Origin of the sequence: Pseudomonas eucalypticola (assembly GCF_013374995.1) — a bacterium.
Lineage (GTDB): Bacteria > Pseudomonadota > Gammaproteobacteria > Pseudomonadales > Pseudomonadaceae > Aquipseudomonas > Aquipseudomonas eucalypticola.
Window position 1 is genome coordinate 4,949,460 of record NZ_CP056030.1, and the last position, 18,287, is coordinate 4,967,746.

Genomic DNA, 18,287 nt, shown 5'->3' on the forward strand with positions numbered 1-18,287 from the left:
CCACAAGGGGCGTGCGCCCGTTGCGGCTCCTGGCTTGCAGCTGCTCCTCAGAAATGGATGACGGAACGAATGCTCTTGCCTTCGTGCATGAGGTCGAACGCCTTGTTGATGTCTTCCAGGCCCATGGTGTGGGTGATGAAGGTATCCAGGGGGATCTCGCCCTTCTCGGCCATGTCGACGTAGCTCGGCAGCTCGGTACGGCCACGCACGCCGCCGAAAGCCGAACCGCGCCACACGCGCCCGGTGACCAGTTGGAACGGCCGGGTGGAGATTTCCTGGCCCGCACCGGCCACGCCGATGATGACGGATTCGCCCCAGCCCTTGTGGCAGCATTCCAGTGCGGCGCGCATCAGTTGCACGTTGCCGATGCACTCGAAGGAAAAGTCCACGCCGCCGTCGGTCATGTCGACGATGACTTCCTGGATCGGACGGTCGAAGTCTTTCGGGTTGACGCAGTCGGTGGCGCCCAGCTGGCGCGCGATTTCGAACTTGGCCGGGTTGATGTCGATGGCGATGATGCGGCTGGCCTTGGCCTTGACCGCACCGATCACAGCCGACAGGCCGATGCCGCCCAGGCCGAAGATGGCCACGGTGTCACCGGGCTTGACCTTGGCGGTGTTCAGCACAGCGCCGATACCGGTGGTGACGCCGCAACCCAGCAGGCAGACTTTCTCCAGCGGTGCTTCTTTCTGGATCTTGGCCACGGATATTTCGGGCAGCACGGTGTATTCCGAGAAGGTCGAGGTGCCCATGTAGTGGAACAGGGGCTTGCCGTTGTAGGAGAAACGCGAGGTGCCGTCAGGCATCAGGCCCTTGCCCTGGGTGGCGCGCACGGCCTGGCAGAGGTTGGTCTTGCCGCTCAGGCAGAATTTGCACTGCCGGCATTCGGCGGTGTACAGCGGAATCACGTGGTCGCCCACGGCAACGGAGGTCACGCCTTCGCCAATGGCTTCAACGATACCGCCCCCTTCGTGACCCAGGATCGACGGGAAGATGCCTTCCGGGTCGGCGCCGGACAAGGTGTAGGCATCGGTGTGGCAGACACCCGAGGCGACGATACGCACCAGGACTTCACCCGCCTTGGGCATGGCCACGTCGACTTCGACGATTTCCAGCGGCTTCTTGGCCTCGAATGCTACCGCGGCACGGGACTTGATCATCGCAACCTTCTCCTCAACTGTTCAGTAAGACATCCAGTGTAATTCATGCACCGATGATGAATAATCAGGACAAAGGCAAAACATTATTGCCACACAGGGACAATCCATGAGCGACAACCGCTGGGACGGCATCGATGAATTCGTCGCCGTCGCTGAATGCAGCCAATTCACGGCCGCCGCCGAGCGTCTGGGCATTTCCTCCTCGCACATCAGCCGGCAGATCGCCCGGCTGGAGGAGCGTCTGCAAACCCGCCTGCTGTACCGCAGTACCCGGCGGGTGACGCTGACCGAAGCCGGGCAGACCTTCCTGCAGCATTGCCAGCGCCTGCAGGACGGCCGCGAAGAAGCATTGCGCGCCATGGGCGACCTCAACAGCGAACCCAAGGGGCTGTTGCGCATGACCTGCGCAGTCGCCTATGGCGAGCGCTTTATCGTGCCGCTGGTGACCCGCTTCATGGGCCAGTACCCGCAGTTGCGCGTGGACATCGAACTAAGCAACCGTACCCTGGACCTGGTGCACGAGGGCCTTGACCTGGCCATTCGCCTGGGGCGCCTGCAGGATTCGCGGCAGGTGGCCTCGCGGCTGGCGCCACGGCGCATGTACCTGTGCGCCTCGCCGACCTACCTTGAGCGCTATGGTCGCCCCCACAGCCTGTCGGAGCTGGCGCGGCACAATTGCCTGATCGGCAGCACAGACCAGTGGCCGTTGCAGAATGACGGCCGTGAGCTGACCCAGCGGGTACAAGGCAACTGGCGCTGCAACAGCGGCCAGGCCGTGCTGGATGCGGCGCTGCAAGGGATGGGCTTATGCCAGCTACCTGACTATTACGTGCTGGAGCATCTGAAGACGGGCGCGCTGGTGTCGCTGCTGGAAGCCCATCAACCGCCGAATACCGCGGTGTGGGCGTTGTACCCGCAGCAACGGCATCTGTCGCCGAAGGTGAGAAAACTGGTGGATTTCCTGAAGGCAGGATTGGCGTCAAGGCCGGAGTATCAGGGTGCCTGAACAGAGCCCTGCCCACCCCGCAGGGGCTGATTGCCCCCCGCGGGACCAGGCGAAGCTCGAGAAGCCGTCACCGTGATCGTTGCGCCCAACGCTGGCGCAGCCAGTCGAGGTCTTCGGGGCGGGTGACCTTGAGGTTGTCCGAACGCCCTTCGATCAAGCGGGGGGATTGCCCCGCCCATTCCATGGCACTGGCCTCATCGGTAATCGCCACATCCGCCACCAGGCTGTCAGCCAGTGCCCGATGCAAGGCGCCCAAACGGAACATCTGCGGCGTGTAGGCCTGCCAGATGGTGCTGCGGTCAATGGTCTCGGCCACACGCCCATTGGCATCGGCGCGCTTGAGGGTGTCCTTGGCGGGCACCGCCAGCAGGCCGCCCACCGGGTCATGGGCCAGTTCGCCCAGCAGCTTGTCCAGGTCGCTGCGCGCCAGGTTCGGGCGTGCCGCATCATGCACCAGCACCCAATCGTCTTCGCTGGCACCTTGGGCGTGCAAGTGCAACAGGGCATTGAGCACCGAATCGGCACGTTCGGCGCCGCCAGGGGCACGCTGGATACGTGGGTCGCGGGAACTGGCCAGGTCAGGCCAGTAGGGGTCGTCTTCAGCCAGGCTCACTACCAGGCCTTTCAGGCCAGGGTGGTCGAGAAAGCAGTCGAGGCTGTGTTCAAGAATGGTTCGTCCGCCCAGGTGCAGGTACTGCTTGGGCCGGTCGGCTGCCATCCGGGCGCCAACGCCCGCAGCAGGAATCACTGCCCAGAAGGCAGGCGAGGAATAAGTCATTGGGCCAACTGATAAAGGGTTTCACCGTCCTTGACCATGCCCAGTTCATGGCGAGCCCGCTCTTCAACGGTCTCCATGCCCTTTTTCAGCTCGGCCACTTCCGCATCCAGCACGCGGTTGCGCTCCAGCAAGCGCTCGTTCTCGGCGTGCTGATCGGCGATCTGCTGCTCCAGGCTCGTGACCTGGGCCAGGCTGCCATTACCCACCCACAGGCGGTACTGCAGGCCACCGAGCAGCAAGAGCAGGACAAGGAACAACCAATAAGGACTGCGCATCAAGGTATCCAGTGGAAATAAACGGCCGTACTGATGGCACGAAGCCTGGCTAGGCCAGGCTTTGTGCTGTACAGCGCTTGCTTTGTACATCTAAAGCTTAGCCGCGAAACTCGGCACGGCCACGATAGACTGCCTTGGCGCCCAATTGTTCTTCAATACGCAGCAATTGGTTGTACTTCGACACGCGATCGGAGCGGCACAGCGAGCCGGTCTTGATCTGGCCAGCAGCGGTGCCCACGGCCAGGTCGGCGATGGTGGAGTCTTCGGTTTCGCCCGAACGGTGCGAAATGACCGCCGTGTAACCGGCCGCCTTGGCCATCTGGATGGCTTCCAGGGTTTCGGTCAGGGTGCCGATCTGGTTGAACTTGATCAGGATCGAGTTGCCGATGTGCTTGTCGATGCCTTCCTTGAGGATCTTGGTGTTGGTCACGAACAGGTCGTCACCGACCAGTTGCACCTTGTCACCCAGCTTCTCGGTCAGCACTTTCCAGCCAGCCCAGTCGGACTCGTCCAGGCCATCTTCGATGGAGATGATCGGGTAGCGCTCGGTCAGCCCTTTCAGGTAGTCGGCAAACCCTTCGGCGTTGAAGGTGTGACCTTCGCCAGCCAGGTTGTAGACGCCGTCTTCGTAGAATTCGCTGGCCGCGCAGTCCAGGGCCAGGGTCACGTCGGTGCCCAGGGTGTAACCGGCGTTGGCCACGGCTTCGGCGATGGCCGACAGCGCGTCTTCGTTGGATTTGAGGTTCGGCGCGAAACCGCCCTCGTCACCCACGGCGGTGTTCAGGCCACGCGCCTTCAGCACAGCCTTGAGGTGGTGGAAAATCTCGGTGCCCATGCGCAGGCCTTCGGAAAAGGTCTTGGCGCCTACCGGCTGAACCATGAATTCCTGGATGTCGACGTTGTTGTCGGCATGCTCGCCACCGTTGATGATGTTCATCATCGGTACCGGCATGGAGTAGACGCCTGGGGTGCCGTTCAGGTTGGCGATGTGCGCGTACAGCGGAATGTCCTGGTCCTGGGCAGCGGCCTTGGCGGCAGCCAGGGAAACGGCGAGGATGGCGTTGGCGCCCAGCGAAGCCTTGTTCTCGGTGCCGTCGAGCTGGATCATCGCGTGGTCCAGGGCCTTCTGGTCGGAAGGATCCTTGCCCAGCAACAAGTCACGGATGGGGCCGTTGATGTTGCCAACGGCCTTCAGCACGCCCTTGCCCATGTAACGGCTCTTGTCGCCATCACGCAGTTCGAGTGCTTCACGCGAACCGGTGGAAGCACCGGACGGCGCGCACGCGCTGCCGATGATGCCGTTGTCGAGAAGCACGTCGGCTTCCACTGTGGGATTGCCACGGGAGTCGAGAACTTCACGACCTTTGATGTCGACGATTTTTGCCATTGTTATAAGCACTCCAAATTTGACCAAAACGACACTGCTGAGGGAAATCTGTTGTGGCCGAAGGCTCAATACGGCAGGCAGGCCTTCGGTCGACAAGGCTCTGGCCCGAGCGGGCCAGAGTGAATCGAGAGGTACTTTACCGGAAAAAAGTTGTTACGCGGTTTCTACCGTCGGAAAACTTTTAACCAGATCGTCCAGGGCCTTGAGCTGGGTCAGGAACGGTTCCAGCTTGTTCAGGCGCAGCGCGCATGGGCCATCGCACTTGGCGTTGTCCGGGTCCGGGTGGGCTTCCAGAAACAGGCCCGCCAGGCCCTGGCTGAGGCCGGCCTTGGCCAGGTCGGTGACCTGGGCACGGCGGCCACCGGCCGAGTCGGAACGCCCGCCGGGCATCTGCAGGGCATGGGTCACGTCGAAGAACACCGGGTACTCGAACGCCTTCATGATGCCGAAGCCGAGCATGTCCACCACGAGGTTGTTGTAGCCGAAGCTCGAACCACGCTCGCACAGGATCAACTGGTCGTTACCCGCTTCTTCGCACTTGTTCAGGATGTGTTTCATTTCCTGAGGCGCGAGGAACTGCGCTTTCTTGATGTTGATGACCGCGCCGGTCTTGGCCATGGCCACTACCAGGTCAGTCTGACGCGACAGGAAGGCCGGCAGCTGGATGATGTCGCAGACCTCGGCGACCACGGCGGCCTGGGCCGGCTCGTGGACGTCGGTGATCAACGGCACGCCGAAGGCTTTCTTCACGTCTTCGAAGATGCGCATGCCCTCTTCCAGGCCAGGGCCGCGGAACGAGGTCACGGAAGAACGGTTGGCCTTGTCGAAGCTGGCCTTGAACACATAGGGGATACCGAGCTTCTCGGTCACCCGCACATACTCTTCGCAGACCTGCATCGCCATGTCGCGCGACTCGAGCACGTTCATGCCACCGAACAAGACGAAAGGCTTGTCGTTGGCGATCTCGATGTTACCTACACGGATGATTTTCTGCGCCATGCTGTTTCGTTCCCTGATCAGGCTTTCTTCTGGTGTTGGGCCAAGGCCGCCTTGACGAAGCCGCTGAACAGCGGGTGGCCGTCACGCGGGGTCGAGGTGAACTCGGGGTGGAACTGGCAGGCCACGAACCATGGGTGGTCCTTGGCTTCGACCACTTCCACCAGGGCGCCGTCGCCGGAGCGGCCGGACACCACCAGACCAGCTTCGATCAGCTGCGGCAGCAGGTTGTTGTTGACCTCGTAGCGGTGACGGTGACGCTCGACGATGACTTCCTTGGCGTAGCACTCGAATACCTTGGAACCGCTGACCAGCTGGCAGTCCTGCGCGCCCAGGCGCATGGTGCCGCCCAGGTCGGAGGCTTCGGTACGGGTTTCGACGGCGCCGGTGGCGTCTTCCCACTCGGTGATCAGGCCCACGACCGGGTGGCCGCTGGTGCGGTCGAACTCGGTGGAGTTGGCGTCTTTCCAGCCCATGACGTTACGGGCGAACTCGATGACCGCCACCTGCATGCCCAGGCAGATACCCAGGTAAGGCACCTTGTTCTCGCGAGCGTACTGCACGGCAGTGATCTTGCCTTCAACGCCACGCAGGCCGAAGCCGCCCGGCACCAGGATGGCATCGGCGCCTTCCAGCAGGCCGGTACCCTGGTTCTCGATGTCTTCGGAATCGATGTAGCGCAGGTTGACCTTGGTACGGTTGCTGATGCCGGCATGGCTCATGGCCTCGATCAGCGACTTGTACGCGTCCAGCAACTCCATGTACTTGCCGACCATGGCGATGGTCACTTCGTGCTCGGGGTTGAGCTTGGCGTCGACGACCTTGTCCCACTCGGACAGGTCGGCACCGCCGCACTGCAGGCCGAAGCGCTCGACGACGAAGTCATCCAGGCCCTGGGCGTGCAGCATGCCCGGGATCTTGTAGATGGTGTCAGCGTCTTCCAGGGAGATGACCGCGCGCTCTTCGACGTTGGTGAACAACGCGATCTTGCGGCGCGACGATACGTCCACGTGGTGGTCGGAACGGCAGATCAGCACGTCAGGCTGCAGGCCGATGGAGCGCAATTCCTTGACCGAGTGCTGAGTAGGCTTGGTCTTGGTCTCGCCAGCGGTGGCGATGTACGGAACCAGGGTCAGGTGCATCAGCATCGCGCGCTTGGAACCGATCTCCACACGCAGCTGGCGGATGGCTTCCAGGAACGGTTGCGACTCGATGTCACCCACGGTGCCACCGATCTCGACCATGGCCACGTCGGCGTCGCCGGCGCCCTTGATGATGCGGCGCTTGATTTCGTCGGTGATGTGCGGGATCACCTGGATGGTAGCGCCCAGGTAGTCACCACGGCGCTCCTTGCGCAGCACGTGCTCGTACACGCGGCCGGTGGTGAAGTTGTTGTTCTGGGTCATGGTCGTGCGGATGAACCGCTCGTAGTGGCCAAGGTCCAGGTCGGTCTCGGCGCCGTCGTGCGTGACGAACACTTCACCGTGCTGGAAGGGGCTCATGGTGCCCGGATCGACGTTGATGTACGGATCCAGCTTCAGCATGGTGACCTTAAGCCCCCGCGCCTCCAGGATGGCCGCCAAAGATGCCGAAGCAATGCCTTTCCCCAATGAAGAAACAACACCGCCCGTGACGAAGATGTAGCGCGTCATGAAAAACCCTAGAAGTCTGCGTTAAAGCGGTCAGAGCCGCCGGGGAAAGCGAAGGAAGGCCGAAGCCCCCGACGGCCAAAAACGGTTTGGCAATCGGCAACCGCCGTGTTTGCTGGGCAAGCACAGAAGTTGTATCAAGAAGGGAGCGTAGTCTACCGGAAACAGGCTTTCATCTCAAACGTTGTGCGTTCGTCGGTGGCAGCCAGCGCAAATCCACGCCGTTGCCGCCAATGGCTGGCAGGTTCGCCACGGCAGTCAACTGGCCATCCACGAACAGCAGGGGCAGACGCCCGCGTACGAAGGGTGGCAGGCCGGTTTCGTTAAGCAGGCGCTTGAGGTCGCGGCGGCCACGGCCAGGGGTATGCATCACCTCGCCGCCCTGGCGATAGCGCACCTGCACCCTGCCCTGCGGCGCCAGGCCGCACAGGCGCACCTGGCCGTTGCCAGGCAAATCCAGAGGCTGGGCCGGCATCGGCCAGTGCACCTGCCCCTGGGGCTCTGCCCGCCACAGCTCGCTCAACCACCACAGCCGCCCCCCCGCACGCAGCAGACGGCCATCGCCCAGGGCCCAGACGGGCGTGGCCGACGGGGCGGCGTCGCGCAGTTCCGGCCAGCTCGCCCAGTGCTGGGTGTCCGGCAAGCGGGTGAAGCCTGCCAACCAATGCTGCAATGCATTGCGCTGGCGCGCGTCGGAGAGCGCCACCAGCGGGGCCAGCTCCAGCGACGGCACGTTCAGCCAGGGGAAGGCGCCTGGCGTGGCGGCAGCGCGCAGGTCACCTTCGGCCAGCTCCGCCAGCAACCCCTGCGCCTCAGCCATGTGGCTGGCTGCACGGGCAAGGGTTTGCGCGGCCTGGGGCCAGCGCCCGGTAATCAGCGGCATCACGTCCTGGCGCAGGTAGTTGCGGGCGAAGCGGGTGTCGGTGTTGGAGGGGTCGTCCACCCAGTCAAGGTGGTGCGCCTGGGCGTAAGCCTGCAACTGCGTCCGCGAAATGTGCAGCAACGGCCGCACCAGGTGGCCCACGCCCAAGGCCCTCTGTTCTGGCATCGCCGCCAGGCCGCGCACCCCTGCACCGCGCAACAGGCGAAACAGCAGGGTTTCGGCCTGGTCATCGCGGTGCTGGCCAGTGAGCAGCACCTCCCCTGCGCCGAGCGCCTGCTCGAATGCCTGGTAGCGCGCAGTTCGCGCCGCGGCTTCAAGGCTGGCGCCAGGCGCCACCTGCACCCGCACCACCGTCAGCGGCACACCCAGGGCATCGCACAGACGTTGGCAATGCTGCGGCCAGGCATCGGCCGCGGCCTGAAGGCCGTGGTGGACGTGAATGGCGTGCAACGGGGGAAAGGTGTCGGTGCGGGCCAGGGTGGCCAGTTGGTGCAGCAGGACGGTGGAGTCGAGGCCGCCGGAAAGGGCCACATGCCAGCGTGGGGCGGTGCGCCAGGGCGCGAGGCGATGGAGCATGGCGTGGGTCATTTCAGGCTCCCCTCTTGTGGTGACCCTGACGCAGCCCCGTAGCAGCGGACCTGGCCGCGTCCTGGCCCCGCGGAGTGCCAGGCACACCGCATGAAGACTGACGCGGCCAGGTCCGCTGCTACGGGCGCGGGTGGCTTACAGGCCGTAGCTCATCAGGCGGTCATAGCGGCGCTTGAGCAGCGCGTCCATGTCCAGTTCCTTGAGCATGGCCAGTTGCGAGGCCAGTTCCTTGCGGATCAGTGCCGAAGCCGCCGCCGGGTCGCGGTGGGCGCCGCCCAGTGGCTCCTGGATGACCTTGTCGACGATGCCCAGGCCTTTGAGGCGCTCGGCCGTGATACCCATGGCCTCGGCAGCGTCCGGGGCCTTGTCGGCGGTCTTCCACAGGATCGAGGCGCAGCCTTCCGGCGAGATCACCGCATAGGTGGAGTACTGCAGCATGTTCAGCTGGTCGCACACGCCGATGGCCAGTGCGCCGCCCGAACCACCTTCACCGATCACGGTGGCGATGATCGGGGTTTTCAGGCGTGCCATGACACGCAGGTTCCAGGCGATGGCTTCGCTCTGGTTGCGCTCTTCGGCGTCGATGCCAGGGTAGGCGCCCGGGGTATCGATGAAGGTCAGGATCGGCATCTTGAACCGTTCGGCCATTTCCATCAGGCGGCACGCTTTGCGGTAGCCTTCCGGGCGCGGCATGCCGAAGTTGCGGCGAACCTTTTCACGCACTTCCCGGCCTTTCTGATGGCCGATGACCATCACGGGCTGGTCGTCCAGGCGCGCGATACCGCCGACGATGGCGGCGTCGTCGGAGAAGTGGCGGTCGCCGTGCAGCTCATCGAACTCGGTGAAAATGTGCTGGATGTAGTCCAGGGTATACGGGCGGCGCGGGTGACGCGCCATGCGCGCGATCTGCCAGCTGGTCAGGTTGCCGAAAATGCTCTCGGTCAGGGTGCTGCTCTTGTCTTGCAGGCGCGAGATCTCGTCGCTGATGTTCAGCGAGTTGTCGTTGCCGACCAGGCGCAGTTCTTCGATCTTGGCTTGCAGGTCAGCGATCGGCTGTTCGAAATCAAGAAAATTCGGGTTCATAGGCATCCGTCTTGGGTCGACGGCCAAGCGGCCGGCCGGTTGATCCGTTTAGGCGCCCTACCCTACGGGAAAGGGCGCATTGAGGTCGAGTTTAACGATCTGGGTCGAGTCTAGTCACCTTTGACTGGCTCAACGATATTGCAGGAAGACGTTCTCACGCCCGAACTGGTCACGCAGGGCTTGAATCAAACCATCACCCGGGTCGATGCGGTAGTCCTCGCCAAACTGCAGCAAGGCCTTGGCGTCGGGGCCGGTGTACTCCATGGTGATCGGGCAGGCACCGCGGTGGCGCTTGCACAGGTCGCCCAGCCAACTGAGGCGGTCGCCCTTCAGGGCGTCGGCGTGCACCTTCAGGCGCAGGCTCTCGGCCAGGTTGGTGCGCGCGTCTTCCATGGTCATCACGCGGTTGACGCGCAGGCGCAGGCCACCGGAAAAGTCGTCGTTGCTGACCTCCCCTTCCACCACCACCATGGCATCGGTCTGCAGCAGCGACTGGGCGGCCATGAAGGCATCGGCGAACAGCGACGCCTCGATACGCGCCGAGCGGTCGTCGAGGGTGATGAAGCCCATCTTGTCACCCTTCTTGTTCTTCATCACCCGCAGGTTGATGACCATGCCCGCCACCGTCTGCGCACCGCGCGCCGGCTTGAGGTCGATGATGCGCTGGCGGGCGAAGCGGCGGATCTCGCCTTCGTATTCGTCGATCGGGTGCCCGGTGAGGTACAGGCCCAGGGTTTCCTTTTCGCCGCGCAGGCGTTCCTTGAGGGTCAGTTCCTTGGCCTTGCGGTGGCTGGCATAGACGTCGGCATCCGCTTCCACGAACAACCCGCCGAACAGGTCCGAGTGGCCGCTGTCATGGGTGCGCGCGGTCTGCTCGGCGGCCTTGATGGCTTCTTCCATGGCCGCCAGCAACACCGCGCGGTTGCGGTCGATGTTGGCCAGGTAGGCCTTGGACTCATCATGAAAATACGGCCCCAGGCGGTCCAGGGCACCACTGCGGATCAGGCCGTCCAGGGTGCGCTTGTTGACGCGCTTGAGGTCGATGCGCTCGCAGAAGTCGAACAGGTCCTTGAAGGGGCCGGCCTGGCGAGCCTCGGTGATGGCTTCCACCGGGCCCTCGCCCACGCCCTTGATCGCGCCCAGGCCATAGATGATGCGGCCTTCGTCGTTCACCGTGAACTTGAACTCCGAGGCGTTCACGTCCGGCGCGTCGAGGCGCAGCCTCATGGTGCGCACTTCCTCGATCAAGGTCACGACCTTGTCGGTGTTGTGCATGTCCGCCGAGAGTACCGCGGCCATGAACGGCGCCGGGTAATGGGCCTTCAGCCAGGCGGTCTGGTACGACACCAGGCCGTAGGCGGCAGAGTGGGATTTGTTGAAGCCATAACCGGCGAACTTTTCCACCAGGTCGAAGATGTTGCCGGCCAGGTCGGCGTCAATGTTGTTGTTGGCGCACCCTTCGATGAAGCCGCCGCGCTGCTTGGCCATTTCCTCGGGCTTTTTCTTGCCCATGGCCCGGCGCAGCATGTCCGCGCCACCCAGGGTGTACCCCGCCATCACCTGGGCAATCTGCATCACCTGTTCCTGGTACAGGATGATGCCGTAGGTGGGCGCCAGTACCGGCTTGAGGCCTTCGTACTGGTAGTCCGGGTGCGGGTAGGCCAGTTCGGCACGGCCGTGCTTGCGGTTGATGAAGTCGTCCACCATGCCCGATTGCAGCGGGCCCGGGCGGAACAGCGCCACCAGTGCGATCAGGTCTTCCAGGCAGTCAGGCTTGAGCTTTTTGATCAGCTCCTTCATGCCCCGCGATTCAAGCTGGAACACCGCCGTGGTCTCGGCCTTCTGCAGCAGGCTGTAGGTCGGCTTGTCGTCCAGCGGAATGAAGGCGATGTCCAACGGCGCCTCGCCCACCTTGGCGCGGTCGCGGTTGATGGTCTTCAGTGCCCAGTCGATGATGGTCAGGGTACGCAGGCCGAGGAAGTCGAACTTCACCAGGCCGGCCGCCTCCACATCGTCCTTGTCGAACTGGGTCACCAGGCCGTCACCCTCCTCGTCGCAATAAATGGGCGAGAAGTCGGTCAGCTTGGTGGGCGCGATCACCACGCCACCGGCGTGCTTGCCGACGTTACGGGTGATGCCTTCGAGCTTGCGGGCCATTTCCCATATTTCCGCCGCTTCCTCGTCGGTCTTGAGGAAGTCGCGCAGGATTTCTTCCTGCTCGTAGGCCTTTTCCAGGGTCATGCCCACTTCGAACGGGATCATCTTCGACAGGCGGTCGGCCAGGCCGTAGGACTTGCCCTGCACCCGCGCGACGTCACGCACCACCGCCTTGGCGGCCATGGAACCGAAGGTGATGATCTGGCTCACGGCGTTGCGGCCGTATTTCTCGGCCACGTAGTCGATCACCCGGTCGCGACCGTCCATGCAGAAGTCGACGTCGAAGTCGGGCATGGAAACCCGTTCCGGGTTGAGGAAACGTTCGAACAGCAGGTCGTATTCCAGCGGGTCGAGGTCGGTGATCTTCTGCACGTAGGCCACCAGCGAGCCGGCACCCGAACCCCGGCCCGGGCCTACTGGCACACCGTTGTTCTTGGCCCACTGGATGAAGTCCATCACGATCAGGAAATAACCGGGGAACCCCATCTGGATGATGATATCCAGCTCGAAATTCAGCCGGTCCACGTAGACCTGGCGCTTGGCTTCGTAGTCTTCGGTGGTGTCGCGTGGCAGCAGCACCGACAGGCGCTCCTCCAGGCCGTCGAACGAGACCTTGCGGAAGTACTCGTCGATGGTCATGCCATCGGGAATCGGGTAGTCGGGGAGGAAGTGCTTGCCCAGCTTGACGTCGATGTTGCAGCGCTTGGCGATCTCGACGGTATTTTCCAGCGCCTCGGGCAAGTCGCTGAACAGCGCATGCATTTCCTCGGCGCTTTTCAGGTACTGCTGGTCGCTGTAGTTCTTGTTGCGGCGCGGGTCGTCCAGCGCCCGGCCTTCACCGATGCACACGCGGGTCTCGTGGGCCTCGAAGTCTTCCTGGCGAATGAAGCGCACGTCGTTGGTGGCCACCAGCGGCGCGCCGCACTTGTCGGCCAGGGCCACGGCGGCGTGCAGGTATTCTTCGTCGTTGGTGCGGTTGGTGCGCTGGATTTCCACGTAGAAGCGGCCGGGGAACACCGCCATCCACTCCTGCAGCAGCGCCTCGGCGTCCTGGGGGTTGCCACCCAGCAGCGACAGGCCGATCTCGCCCTCCTTGGCCGCGGACAGGCAAATGACGCCCTCGCTGGCCTCGGCGACCCACTCGCGTTCGATGATCACCTGGCCATTGCGCTGGCCGTCGATGAAGCCGCGGGAGATCAGCTCGGTGATATTGCGGTAGCCCTGGGCGTTCATGGCCAACAGGCTGATACGGCTCAGCGGGCCGTCGGCGTCCTTGTTCGCCAGCCACAGGTCGGCACCGCAGATCGGCTTGATGCCGCCGCCCATGGCCGTCTTGTAGAACTTGACCAGCGAGCACATGTTGTTCTGGTCGGTAACCGCCACGGCCGGCATGTTCATGCCGGTCAGGGCCTTGATCAGGGGCTTGATGCGCACCAGGCCATCGACCAGGGAATATTCGGTGTGCAGGCGAAGATGAACGAAAGAAACCGACATGGTGATCCTATGGGTGCACAAAACAACAAAAGCGGGATTGTAGCGTAATGGGCTTGGTTTGAGGGTTTGCGGTGTCGGGGGGGCTGTGCATGGCCCGGCACACACCAGAGGCAACGGCTGGGGCTGTCAGCTGTCCGCCAGATCAGCGTCCAGCATCGCCCGTGCCTCGTAAGCCTGACGGACAGGCGCAAACGAGCGCCGATGAATCGGCGTAGGCCCCAAACGCGCCAGCGCTTCCAGATGAGCGGCCGTCGGGTACCCTTTGTGCCCACCCATGCCATAGCCGGGATAGATCAGCTCAAACGCAGCCATCTCCCGGTCACGGCTCACCTTGGCCAGGATCGACGCCGCCGCGATGGCCGGCACCTTGGCATCGCCCTGCACCACGGGAGCGCTGGGCACCGCCAGTTCCGGGCAGCGGTTGCCGTCGATCAATGCCAGTTTCGGCGTCACGTGCAGCCCCTCCACCGCGCGCTGCATGGCCAGCATGGTGGCGTGCAGGATGTTCAGCTCGTCGATTTCGTCGACCTCGGCGCGCGCGATGCACCAGCTCAGGGCTTTTTCGCAGATCTCGTCGTAGAGCTTCTCGCGCTTGGCCTCGGTGAGTTTCTTGGAGTCATTGAGGCCAAGGATGGGCCGGTTCGGGTCGAGGATCACCGCCGCAGTGACCACGGCGCCGCACAGTGGGCCGCGGCCGACTTCGTCGACGCCGGCCACAAGGTCTTCGACCAGGGTGTAGTCCAGGCCCATTTGCAGTTGATTGCTCATTATTTCGCCAGCAGTGCCAGCACCCCGTCGGCGGCCTGGTTGGAGGCATCGCGACGCAAGGTGCGGTGAATGTCATCGAAGCCCTGGGTCTGCGCTTCACCCCCTTCCAGCAAGGGTAGCAAATGATCGACCAGGGCCTGGGGGGTGGCGGCGTCCTGCAGCAACTCAGGCACCAGCAGACGCTGGGCCAGCAGGTTGGGCAGGGACACGTAAGGGCTTTTCACCAGGCGCTTGAGGATCCAGTAGGTCAGGCCCGCCAGGCGATAGGCGACCACCATGGGGCGCTTGTACAACAGCGCTTCCAGGGTCGCGGTGCCGGACGCTATCAAGACTGCGTCGCAGGCCGCCAGGGCTCGATGGGACTGGCCATCCAGCAAGGTCAGCGGCAGCTCGCGGCCTGCCAGCATGACCTCCAACTGGGCACGGCGCGTGGCGTTGGCGCAAGGCAGCACGAAGCGCATATCGGGCCGTACGGCGAGCAGACGCTGGGCAGCGTCGAGGAACAGCTCGCCCAGGCGCCCTACTTCGCCCCCGCGGCTGCCAGGCATCAACGCCACCAGCGGGCCGTCACCCGGCAGGGCCAGCTCGGCACGGGCCTGAGCCTTGTCGGCGTGCAACGGGATGGTGTCGGCGAGCGGGTGGCCGACGAAGCGCACCGGCACGCCTTTCTCTTCGTAGAACCGTGCCTCGAACGGCAGCAGCGTGAGCATCAGGTCGCAACCTTCGCGAATCTTCAGCACGCGCTTCTGCCGCCAGGCCCACACGGACGGGCTGACGTAATGCACGGTCTTGATCCCGGCCTGGCGCAGTTTCAGCTCCAGGGTCAGATTGAAGTCCGGTGCGTCGATACCGATGAAGACATCGGGCTTGCGCTCGATCAGGGTCTGGATCAGTTGCTTGCGACGCCCCAGCAACTCACGCAGGCGCCCCAGCACTTCCACCAGCCCCATCACGGCCAGGCGCTCCATGGGAAACTCGGAGACCAGCCCCTGGGCTTCCATCAGTGGCCCGCCCACGCCCATGAACTCGATGTCCGGGTGCCGGGCCTTGAGCGCCTGCATCAGGCCGGCACCCAGGATGTCACCACTGGCCTCGCCTGCCACCAACGCGACGCGCAACTTGCCTGGCAACGCCATTAGCGGGTAATGCCGCGGGTCGAGGTCTGGATGGAGCGCAGGAACACGTCCACTTCCGGGTATTGGGCAGCCGGCGCGGCCAGCTCGGCGATAGCCTGCTCCACGGTCAGCCCCTGGCGGTACACCACCTTGTAGGCGCGGCGCAGGGCATGGATGACCTCGTCGCTGAAACCGCGGCGGCGCATGCCTTCGAAGTTCATGCTGCGCGCCTCGGCCGGGTTGCCGAACACTGTCACGTAGGCGGGCACGTCCTTGCCGATGGCGGTACCCATGCCGGAAAAGCTGTGGGAGCCGATGTGGCAGTACTGATGCACCAGGGTGAAACCGGAGAGGATGGCCCAGTCATCCACATGTACATGGCCGGCCAGCGCAGTGTTGTTGACCAGGATGCAGTGGTTGCCGATGACGCTGTCGTGGCCGATGTGGGCATAGGCCATGATCAGGTTATGGTCACCCAGGGTGGTTTCAGCGCGGTCCTGAACGGTGCCACGGTGAATGGTCACGCCTTCGCGAATGACGTTGTGGTCACCGATGACCAGGCGCGTGTCCTCGCCCTTGTACTTGAGGTCAGGGGTGTCTTCGCCTACCGAGGAAAACTGGTAGATGCGGTTGTGCTTACCGATTTTGGTCGGCCCCTTGAGAATCACGTGGGGGCCGATGACCGTCCCCTCGCCGATTTCCACGCCAGCGCCGATGATCGACCAAGGGCCGACCTCGACGCCGTCAGCCAGGATGGCCGAAGGGTCGATGATGGCGCGAGGGTCAATCAAACTCATAGTTTACGTTCCGCACAGATGATTTCAGCCGAGCACACCGGCTTGCCGTCCACCGAGGCCTGGCACTCGAATTTCCAGATCTGACGCTTGCAGCTGATGAACTTGGCTTCCAGGATCAGTTGGTCACCCGGCAGCACCGGCTGGCGGAAACGCAGCTTGTCCGAACCCACGAAGTAGTACAGGGTACCGTCAGCCGGCTTCACGTCCAGCATCTTGAAACCAAGAATACCAGCTGCCTGGGCCATTGCTTCGATGATCAGCACGCCCGGCATGATCGGGTGCGCTGGGAAGTGGCCGTTGAAGAATGGCTCGTTGATGCTGACATTCTTGTAGGCGCGAATGCGCTGTGCCTCGACGTCCAGCTCCACTACCCGGTCCACCAGCAGGAACGGGTAACGGTGAGGCAGGTATTCGCGAATCTCGTTGATGTCCATCATTTCGGGGGGAAGCCTGTATAAAAGATAGGGAGCGCGCGACTGACGCGCAGCACTCCTATTGCAAATCAAGGAGGCAGTTTAGCGGCTGTGCACACTTGATATGGAAATGGTATCAGCCATCAGATGATGCTTTGTCGTCCGGGGTCACGGACTGGACACGCTTTTCTACCTGTTTCAAGCGACGGAACATGTCGTCGATCTGTCGCAGGCGGGCCGCGCTCTTGCGCCACTCACCCGCTGGCTGCATCGCCGTGCCCGAGGAATACGCCCCAGGTTCGGTGATGGAATGGGTCACCATGGTCATGCCGGTAATGAACACTCCGTCACAGATGTCGATGTGGCCTACCAGGCCAACGCCGCCTGCCAGCATGCAGTTCTTGCCGATCCTGGTGCTGCCGGAAATACCGACGCACGCGGCCATGGCGGTGTTATCGCCGATCTGCACGTTGTGGGCGATCTGGATCTGGTTGTCGAGCTTGACGCCATTGCCGATGACGGTATCGGCCAGGGCACCGCGGTCCACGGCCGTATTGACGCCGATTTCCACGTCATCGCCGATGCTGACGCCGCCGATCTGGGCGATCTTGTTCCACACGCCTTTCTGGTTGGCGAAGCCGAAGCCTTCACCGCCCAGCACCGCGCCGGACTGGATGACCACACGCTTGCCGATGCGGACATCGTGGTACAGGGTCACGCGCGGGGCCAGCCAGCCACCTTCGCCGATCACGCAACGGGCACCAATGAAGCAGTGGGCACCGATGGCCGTGTCGGCACCGATCTGCGCGCCGCTCTCGATGACCGCGAAGGCACCGATGCTGGCGCTTGGGTGCACCACCGCGTCAGGCGCCACCACGGCGCTGGCATGAATGCCAGCCGCTGCCTTGGGCTTGGGGTCGAACAGGTGGGAAACCCGGGCGTAGGCCAGGTACGGGTCCGGCACAACCAATGCCGCGCCTTCATAGCCTTCCGCGTCCGCGGCCTTGAGCAGCACGGCGGCCGCCTTGCAGTCAGGCAGGAATTTGCGGTACTGGGGGTTTGCCAGGAAGCTCAACTGACCTGGGCCGGCCTCTTGAAGAGTCGCCAGCCCAGTGATGTCGGTGTCCTCGCTGCCCCGCAGGGTGGCACCGAGGAACTCGGCCAATTGGCCGAGTTTCAGGGTTGCAGTCATGATCAGCGCGCTTTGTTCATGCGCTCGATGACTTGGCGAGTGATGTCATATTGCGGTTTGACATCGATCACTGCGCCGCGCTCGAGCACCAGGTCAAAGCCGCCATTCTTGATGACTTCTTCAACGGCACCGTCCAGCTTCGGTTTCAGTTGTTTCAGCATGTCGCGGTCAGCATTGGCCTTGGCTTCGTTCAGTTCCTTGGACTGGAACTGGAAGTCGCGGGCCTTTTGCTTGAAGTCCAGTTCCAGCTTCTCGCGGTCGCCTTGTGGCAGCTTGTCGCCGCCGCTGACCAGGCGGTCCTGGATGCCCTTGGCACTGCTTTCCAGCGCCTTGAGCTTGGTCAGTTGCGGGCCGAATTTCTTCTCGGCGTCCACGGCGTATTGCTTGGCCGCGTCAGACTCCAGCAGGGCCATCTGATAGTTCAGCACGGCAATTTTCATGTCAGCGAACGCGGGGGTAGCGGTAGCGGCCAGGGTGGCAGCCAGAAGAACCATTTGAGTCAACTTACGCACGATGCACTCCTACAGAAACTGTTGTCGGTCGGGC

General features: G+C 63.3%; 16 protein-coding genes. 1 reads left to right on the forward strand and 15 read right to left on the reverse strand.

All coding sequences use genetic code 11. The features are described 5' to 3' along the window. Positions 1 to 47: 47 nt before the first annotated feature. A complete protein-coding gene (locus tag HWQ56_RS22020) occupies positions 48 to 1,160 on the reverse strand; it encodes an S-(hydroxymethyl)glutathione dehydrogenase/class III alcohol dehydrogenase (protein ID WP_158153560.1) in 1,113 nt (370 codons plus the stop codon). A gap of 106 nt (positions 1,161 to 1,266) precedes the next feature. Here HWQ56_RS22020 and HWQ56_RS22025 point away from each other — a divergent pair, with 106 nt between their 5' ends. Then, positions 1,267 to 2,166, forward strand: a complete 900-nt coding sequence (locus HWQ56_RS22025) for a LysR substrate-binding domain-containing protein (RefSeq protein ID WP_158153561.1) — start codon at positions 1,267 to 1,269, stop codon at positions 2,164 to 2,166. 67 nt (positions 2,167 to 2,233) lie between these two features. Here the strand turns inward: HWQ56_RS22025 and ispD are convergent, their stop codons facing one another. The 14 genes from ispD to HWQ56_RS22095 form a co-directional block, all read right to left on the reverse strand. Further along, positions 2,234 to 2,944, reverse strand: a complete 711-nt coding sequence (gene ispD / locus HWQ56_RS22030) for a 2-C-methyl-D-erythritol 4-phosphate cytidylyltransferase (protein WP_176571776.1) — start codon at positions 2,942 to 2,944, stop codon at positions 2,234 to 2,236. Next, positions 2,941 to 3,219: a cell division protein FtsB gene (ftsB, locus tag HWQ56_RS22035; protein WP_158153563.1), complete on the reverse strand. Its 279-nt coding sequence runs from the start codon at positions 3,217 to 3,219 to the stop codon at positions 2,941 to 2,943. The genes ispD and ftsB overlap by 4 nt, the downstream gene beginning before the upstream one ends. A gap of 97 nt (positions 3,220 to 3,316) precedes the next feature. Next, entirely contained in the window at positions 3,317 to 4,606 is a 1,290-nt protein-coding gene (gene eno / locus HWQ56_RS22040; protein WP_158153564.1) for a phosphopyruvate hydratase, read from the reverse strand. Between the two features lie 153 nt (positions 4,607 to 4,759). Next, positions 4,760 to 5,605 (reverse strand): 3-deoxy-8-phosphooctulonate synthase, encoded by an 846-nt coding sequence (kdsA, locus tag HWQ56_RS22045; RefSeq protein WP_158153565.1) that lies wholly within the window; start codon positions 5,603 to 5,605, stop codon positions 4,760 to 4,762. A gap of 17 nt (positions 5,606 to 5,622) precedes the next feature. Continuing rightward, positions 5,623 to 7,254 carry a CTP synthase gene (locus HWQ56_RS22050; protein WP_158153566.1) on the reverse strand — a complete coding sequence of 544 codons (1,632 nt, stop codon included), beginning with the start codon at positions 7,252 to 7,254 and terminating at the stop codon, positions 5,623 to 5,625. Positions 7,255 to 7,423: 169 nt separating this feature from the next. Further along, positions 7,424 to 8,710 (reverse strand): tRNA lysidine(34) synthetase TilS, encoded by a 1,287-nt coding sequence (gene tilS, locus HWQ56_RS22055; RefSeq protein WP_233270820.1) that lies wholly within the window; start codon positions 8,708 to 8,710, stop codon positions 7,424 to 7,426. A 147-nt stretch (positions 8,711 to 8,857) separates the two neighbouring features. After that, the gene (locus HWQ56_RS22060) at positions 8,858 to 9,805 is read right to left on the reverse strand and encodes an acetyl-CoA carboxylase carboxyltransferase subunit alpha (RefSeq protein ID WP_158153568.1); all 948 of its coding nucleotides are present in this window, start codon (positions 9,803 to 9,805) and stop codon (positions 8,858 to 8,860) included. Between the two features lie 129 nt (positions 9,806 to 9,934). Beyond that, on the reverse strand, positions 9,935 to 13,456 hold the full coding sequence (gene dnaE / locus HWQ56_RS22065) for a DNA polymerase III subunit alpha (protein WP_176571777.1): 3,522 nt from the start codon (positions 13,454 to 13,456) through the stop codon (positions 9,935 to 9,937). A gap of 126 nt (positions 13,457 to 13,582) precedes the next feature. Beyond that, positions 13,583 to 14,212 carry a ribonuclease HII gene (gene rnhB / locus HWQ56_RS22070; RefSeq protein WP_176572464.1) on the reverse strand — a complete coding sequence of 210 codons (630 nt, stop codon included), beginning with the start codon at positions 14,210 to 14,212 and terminating at the stop codon, positions 13,583 to 13,585. An 11-nt stretch (positions 14,213 to 14,223) separates the two neighbouring features. After that, entirely contained in the window at positions 14,224 to 15,354 is a 1,131-nt protein-coding gene (lpxB, locus tag HWQ56_RS22075; RefSeq protein ID WP_176572465.1) for a lipid-A-disaccharide synthase, read from the reverse strand. Positions 15,355 to 15,359: 5 nt separating this feature from the next. After that, entirely contained in the window at positions 15,360 to 16,136 is a 777-nt protein-coding gene (gene lpxA / locus HWQ56_RS22080; RefSeq protein ID WP_158156847.1) for an acyl-ACP--UDP-N-acetylglucosamine O-acyltransferase, read from the reverse strand. Then, positions 16,133 to 16,573 carry a 3-hydroxyacyl-ACP dehydratase FabZ gene (gene fabZ / locus HWQ56_RS22085; RefSeq protein WP_010224833.1) on the reverse strand — a complete coding sequence of 147 codons (441 nt, stop codon included), beginning with the start codon at positions 16,571 to 16,573 and terminating at the stop codon, positions 16,133 to 16,135. The genes lpxA and fabZ overlap by 4 nt, the downstream gene beginning before the upstream one ends. 112 nt (positions 16,574 to 16,685) lie before the next feature. Continuing rightward, positions 16,686 to 17,741 (reverse strand): UDP-3-O-(3-hydroxymyristoyl)glucosamine N-acyltransferase, encoded by a 1,056-nt coding sequence (gene lpxD / locus HWQ56_RS22090; RefSeq protein WP_425331913.1) that lies wholly within the window; start codon positions 17,739 to 17,741, stop codon positions 16,686 to 16,688. Between the two features lie 2 nt (positions 17,742 to 17,743). Continuing rightward, positions 17,744 to 18,253: an OmpH family outer membrane protein gene (locus HWQ56_RS22095; protein ID WP_158156852.1), complete on the reverse strand. Its 510-nt coding sequence runs from the start codon at positions 18,251 to 18,253 to the stop codon at positions 17,744 to 17,746. Positions 18,254 to 18,287 lie beyond the last annotated feature (34 nt).

What these genes read in the sequence shown, in the direction of transcription:
- HWQ56_RS22020 (WP_158153560.1), bottom strand. Translation starts at nt 1,160, where the DNA reads ATGATCAAGTCCCGTGCCGCGGTAGCATTCGAGGCCAAGAAGCCGCTG.
- HWQ56_RS22025 (WP_158153561.1), top strand. Translation starts at nt 1,267, where the DNA reads ATGAGCGACAACCGCTGGGACGGCATCGATGAATTCGTCGCCGTCGCT.
- ispD (WP_176571776.1), bottom strand. Translation starts at nt 2,944, where the DNA reads ATGACTTATTCCTCGCCTGCCTTCTGGGCAGTGATTCCTGCTGCGGGC.
- ftsB (WP_158153563.1), bottom strand. Translation starts at nt 3,219, where the DNA reads ATGCGCAGTCCTTATTGGTTGTTCCTTGTCCTGCTCTTGCTGCTCGGT.
- eno (WP_158153564.1), bottom strand. Translation starts at nt 4,606, where the DNA reads ATGGCAAAAATCGTCGACATCAAAGGTCGTGAAGTTCTCGACTCCCGT.
- kdsA (WP_158153565.1), bottom strand. Translation starts at nt 5,605, where the DNA reads ATGGCGCAGAAAATCATCCGTGTAGGTAACATCGAGATCGCCAACGAC.
- HWQ56_RS22050 (WP_158153566.1), bottom strand. Translation starts at nt 7,254, where the DNA reads ATGACGCGCTACATCTTCGTCACGGGCGGTGTTGTTTCTTCATTGGGG.
- tilS (WP_233270820.1), bottom strand. Translation starts at nt 8,710, where the DNA reads ATGCTCCATCGCCTCGCGCCCTGGCGCACCGCCCCACGCTGGCATGTG.
- HWQ56_RS22060 (WP_158153568.1), bottom strand. Translation starts at nt 9,805, where the DNA reads ATGAACCCGAATTTTCTTGATTTCGAACAGCCGATCGCTGACCTGCAA.
- dnaE (WP_176571777.1), bottom strand. Translation starts at nt 13,456, where the DNA reads ATGTCGGTTTCTTTCGTTCATCTTCGCCTGCACACCGAATATTCCCTG.
- lpxA (WP_158156847.1), bottom strand. Translation starts at nt 16,136, where the DNA reads ATGAGTTTGATTGACCCTCGCGCCATCATCGACCCTTCGGCCATCCTG.
- fabZ (WP_010224833.1), bottom strand. Translation starts at nt 16,573, where the DNA reads ATGATGGACATCAACGAGATTCGCGAATACCTGCCTCACCGTTACCCG.
- lpxD (WP_425331913.1), bottom strand. Translation starts at nt 17,741, where the DNA reads ATGACTGCAACCCTGAAACTCGGCCAATTGGCCGAGTTCCTCGGTGCC.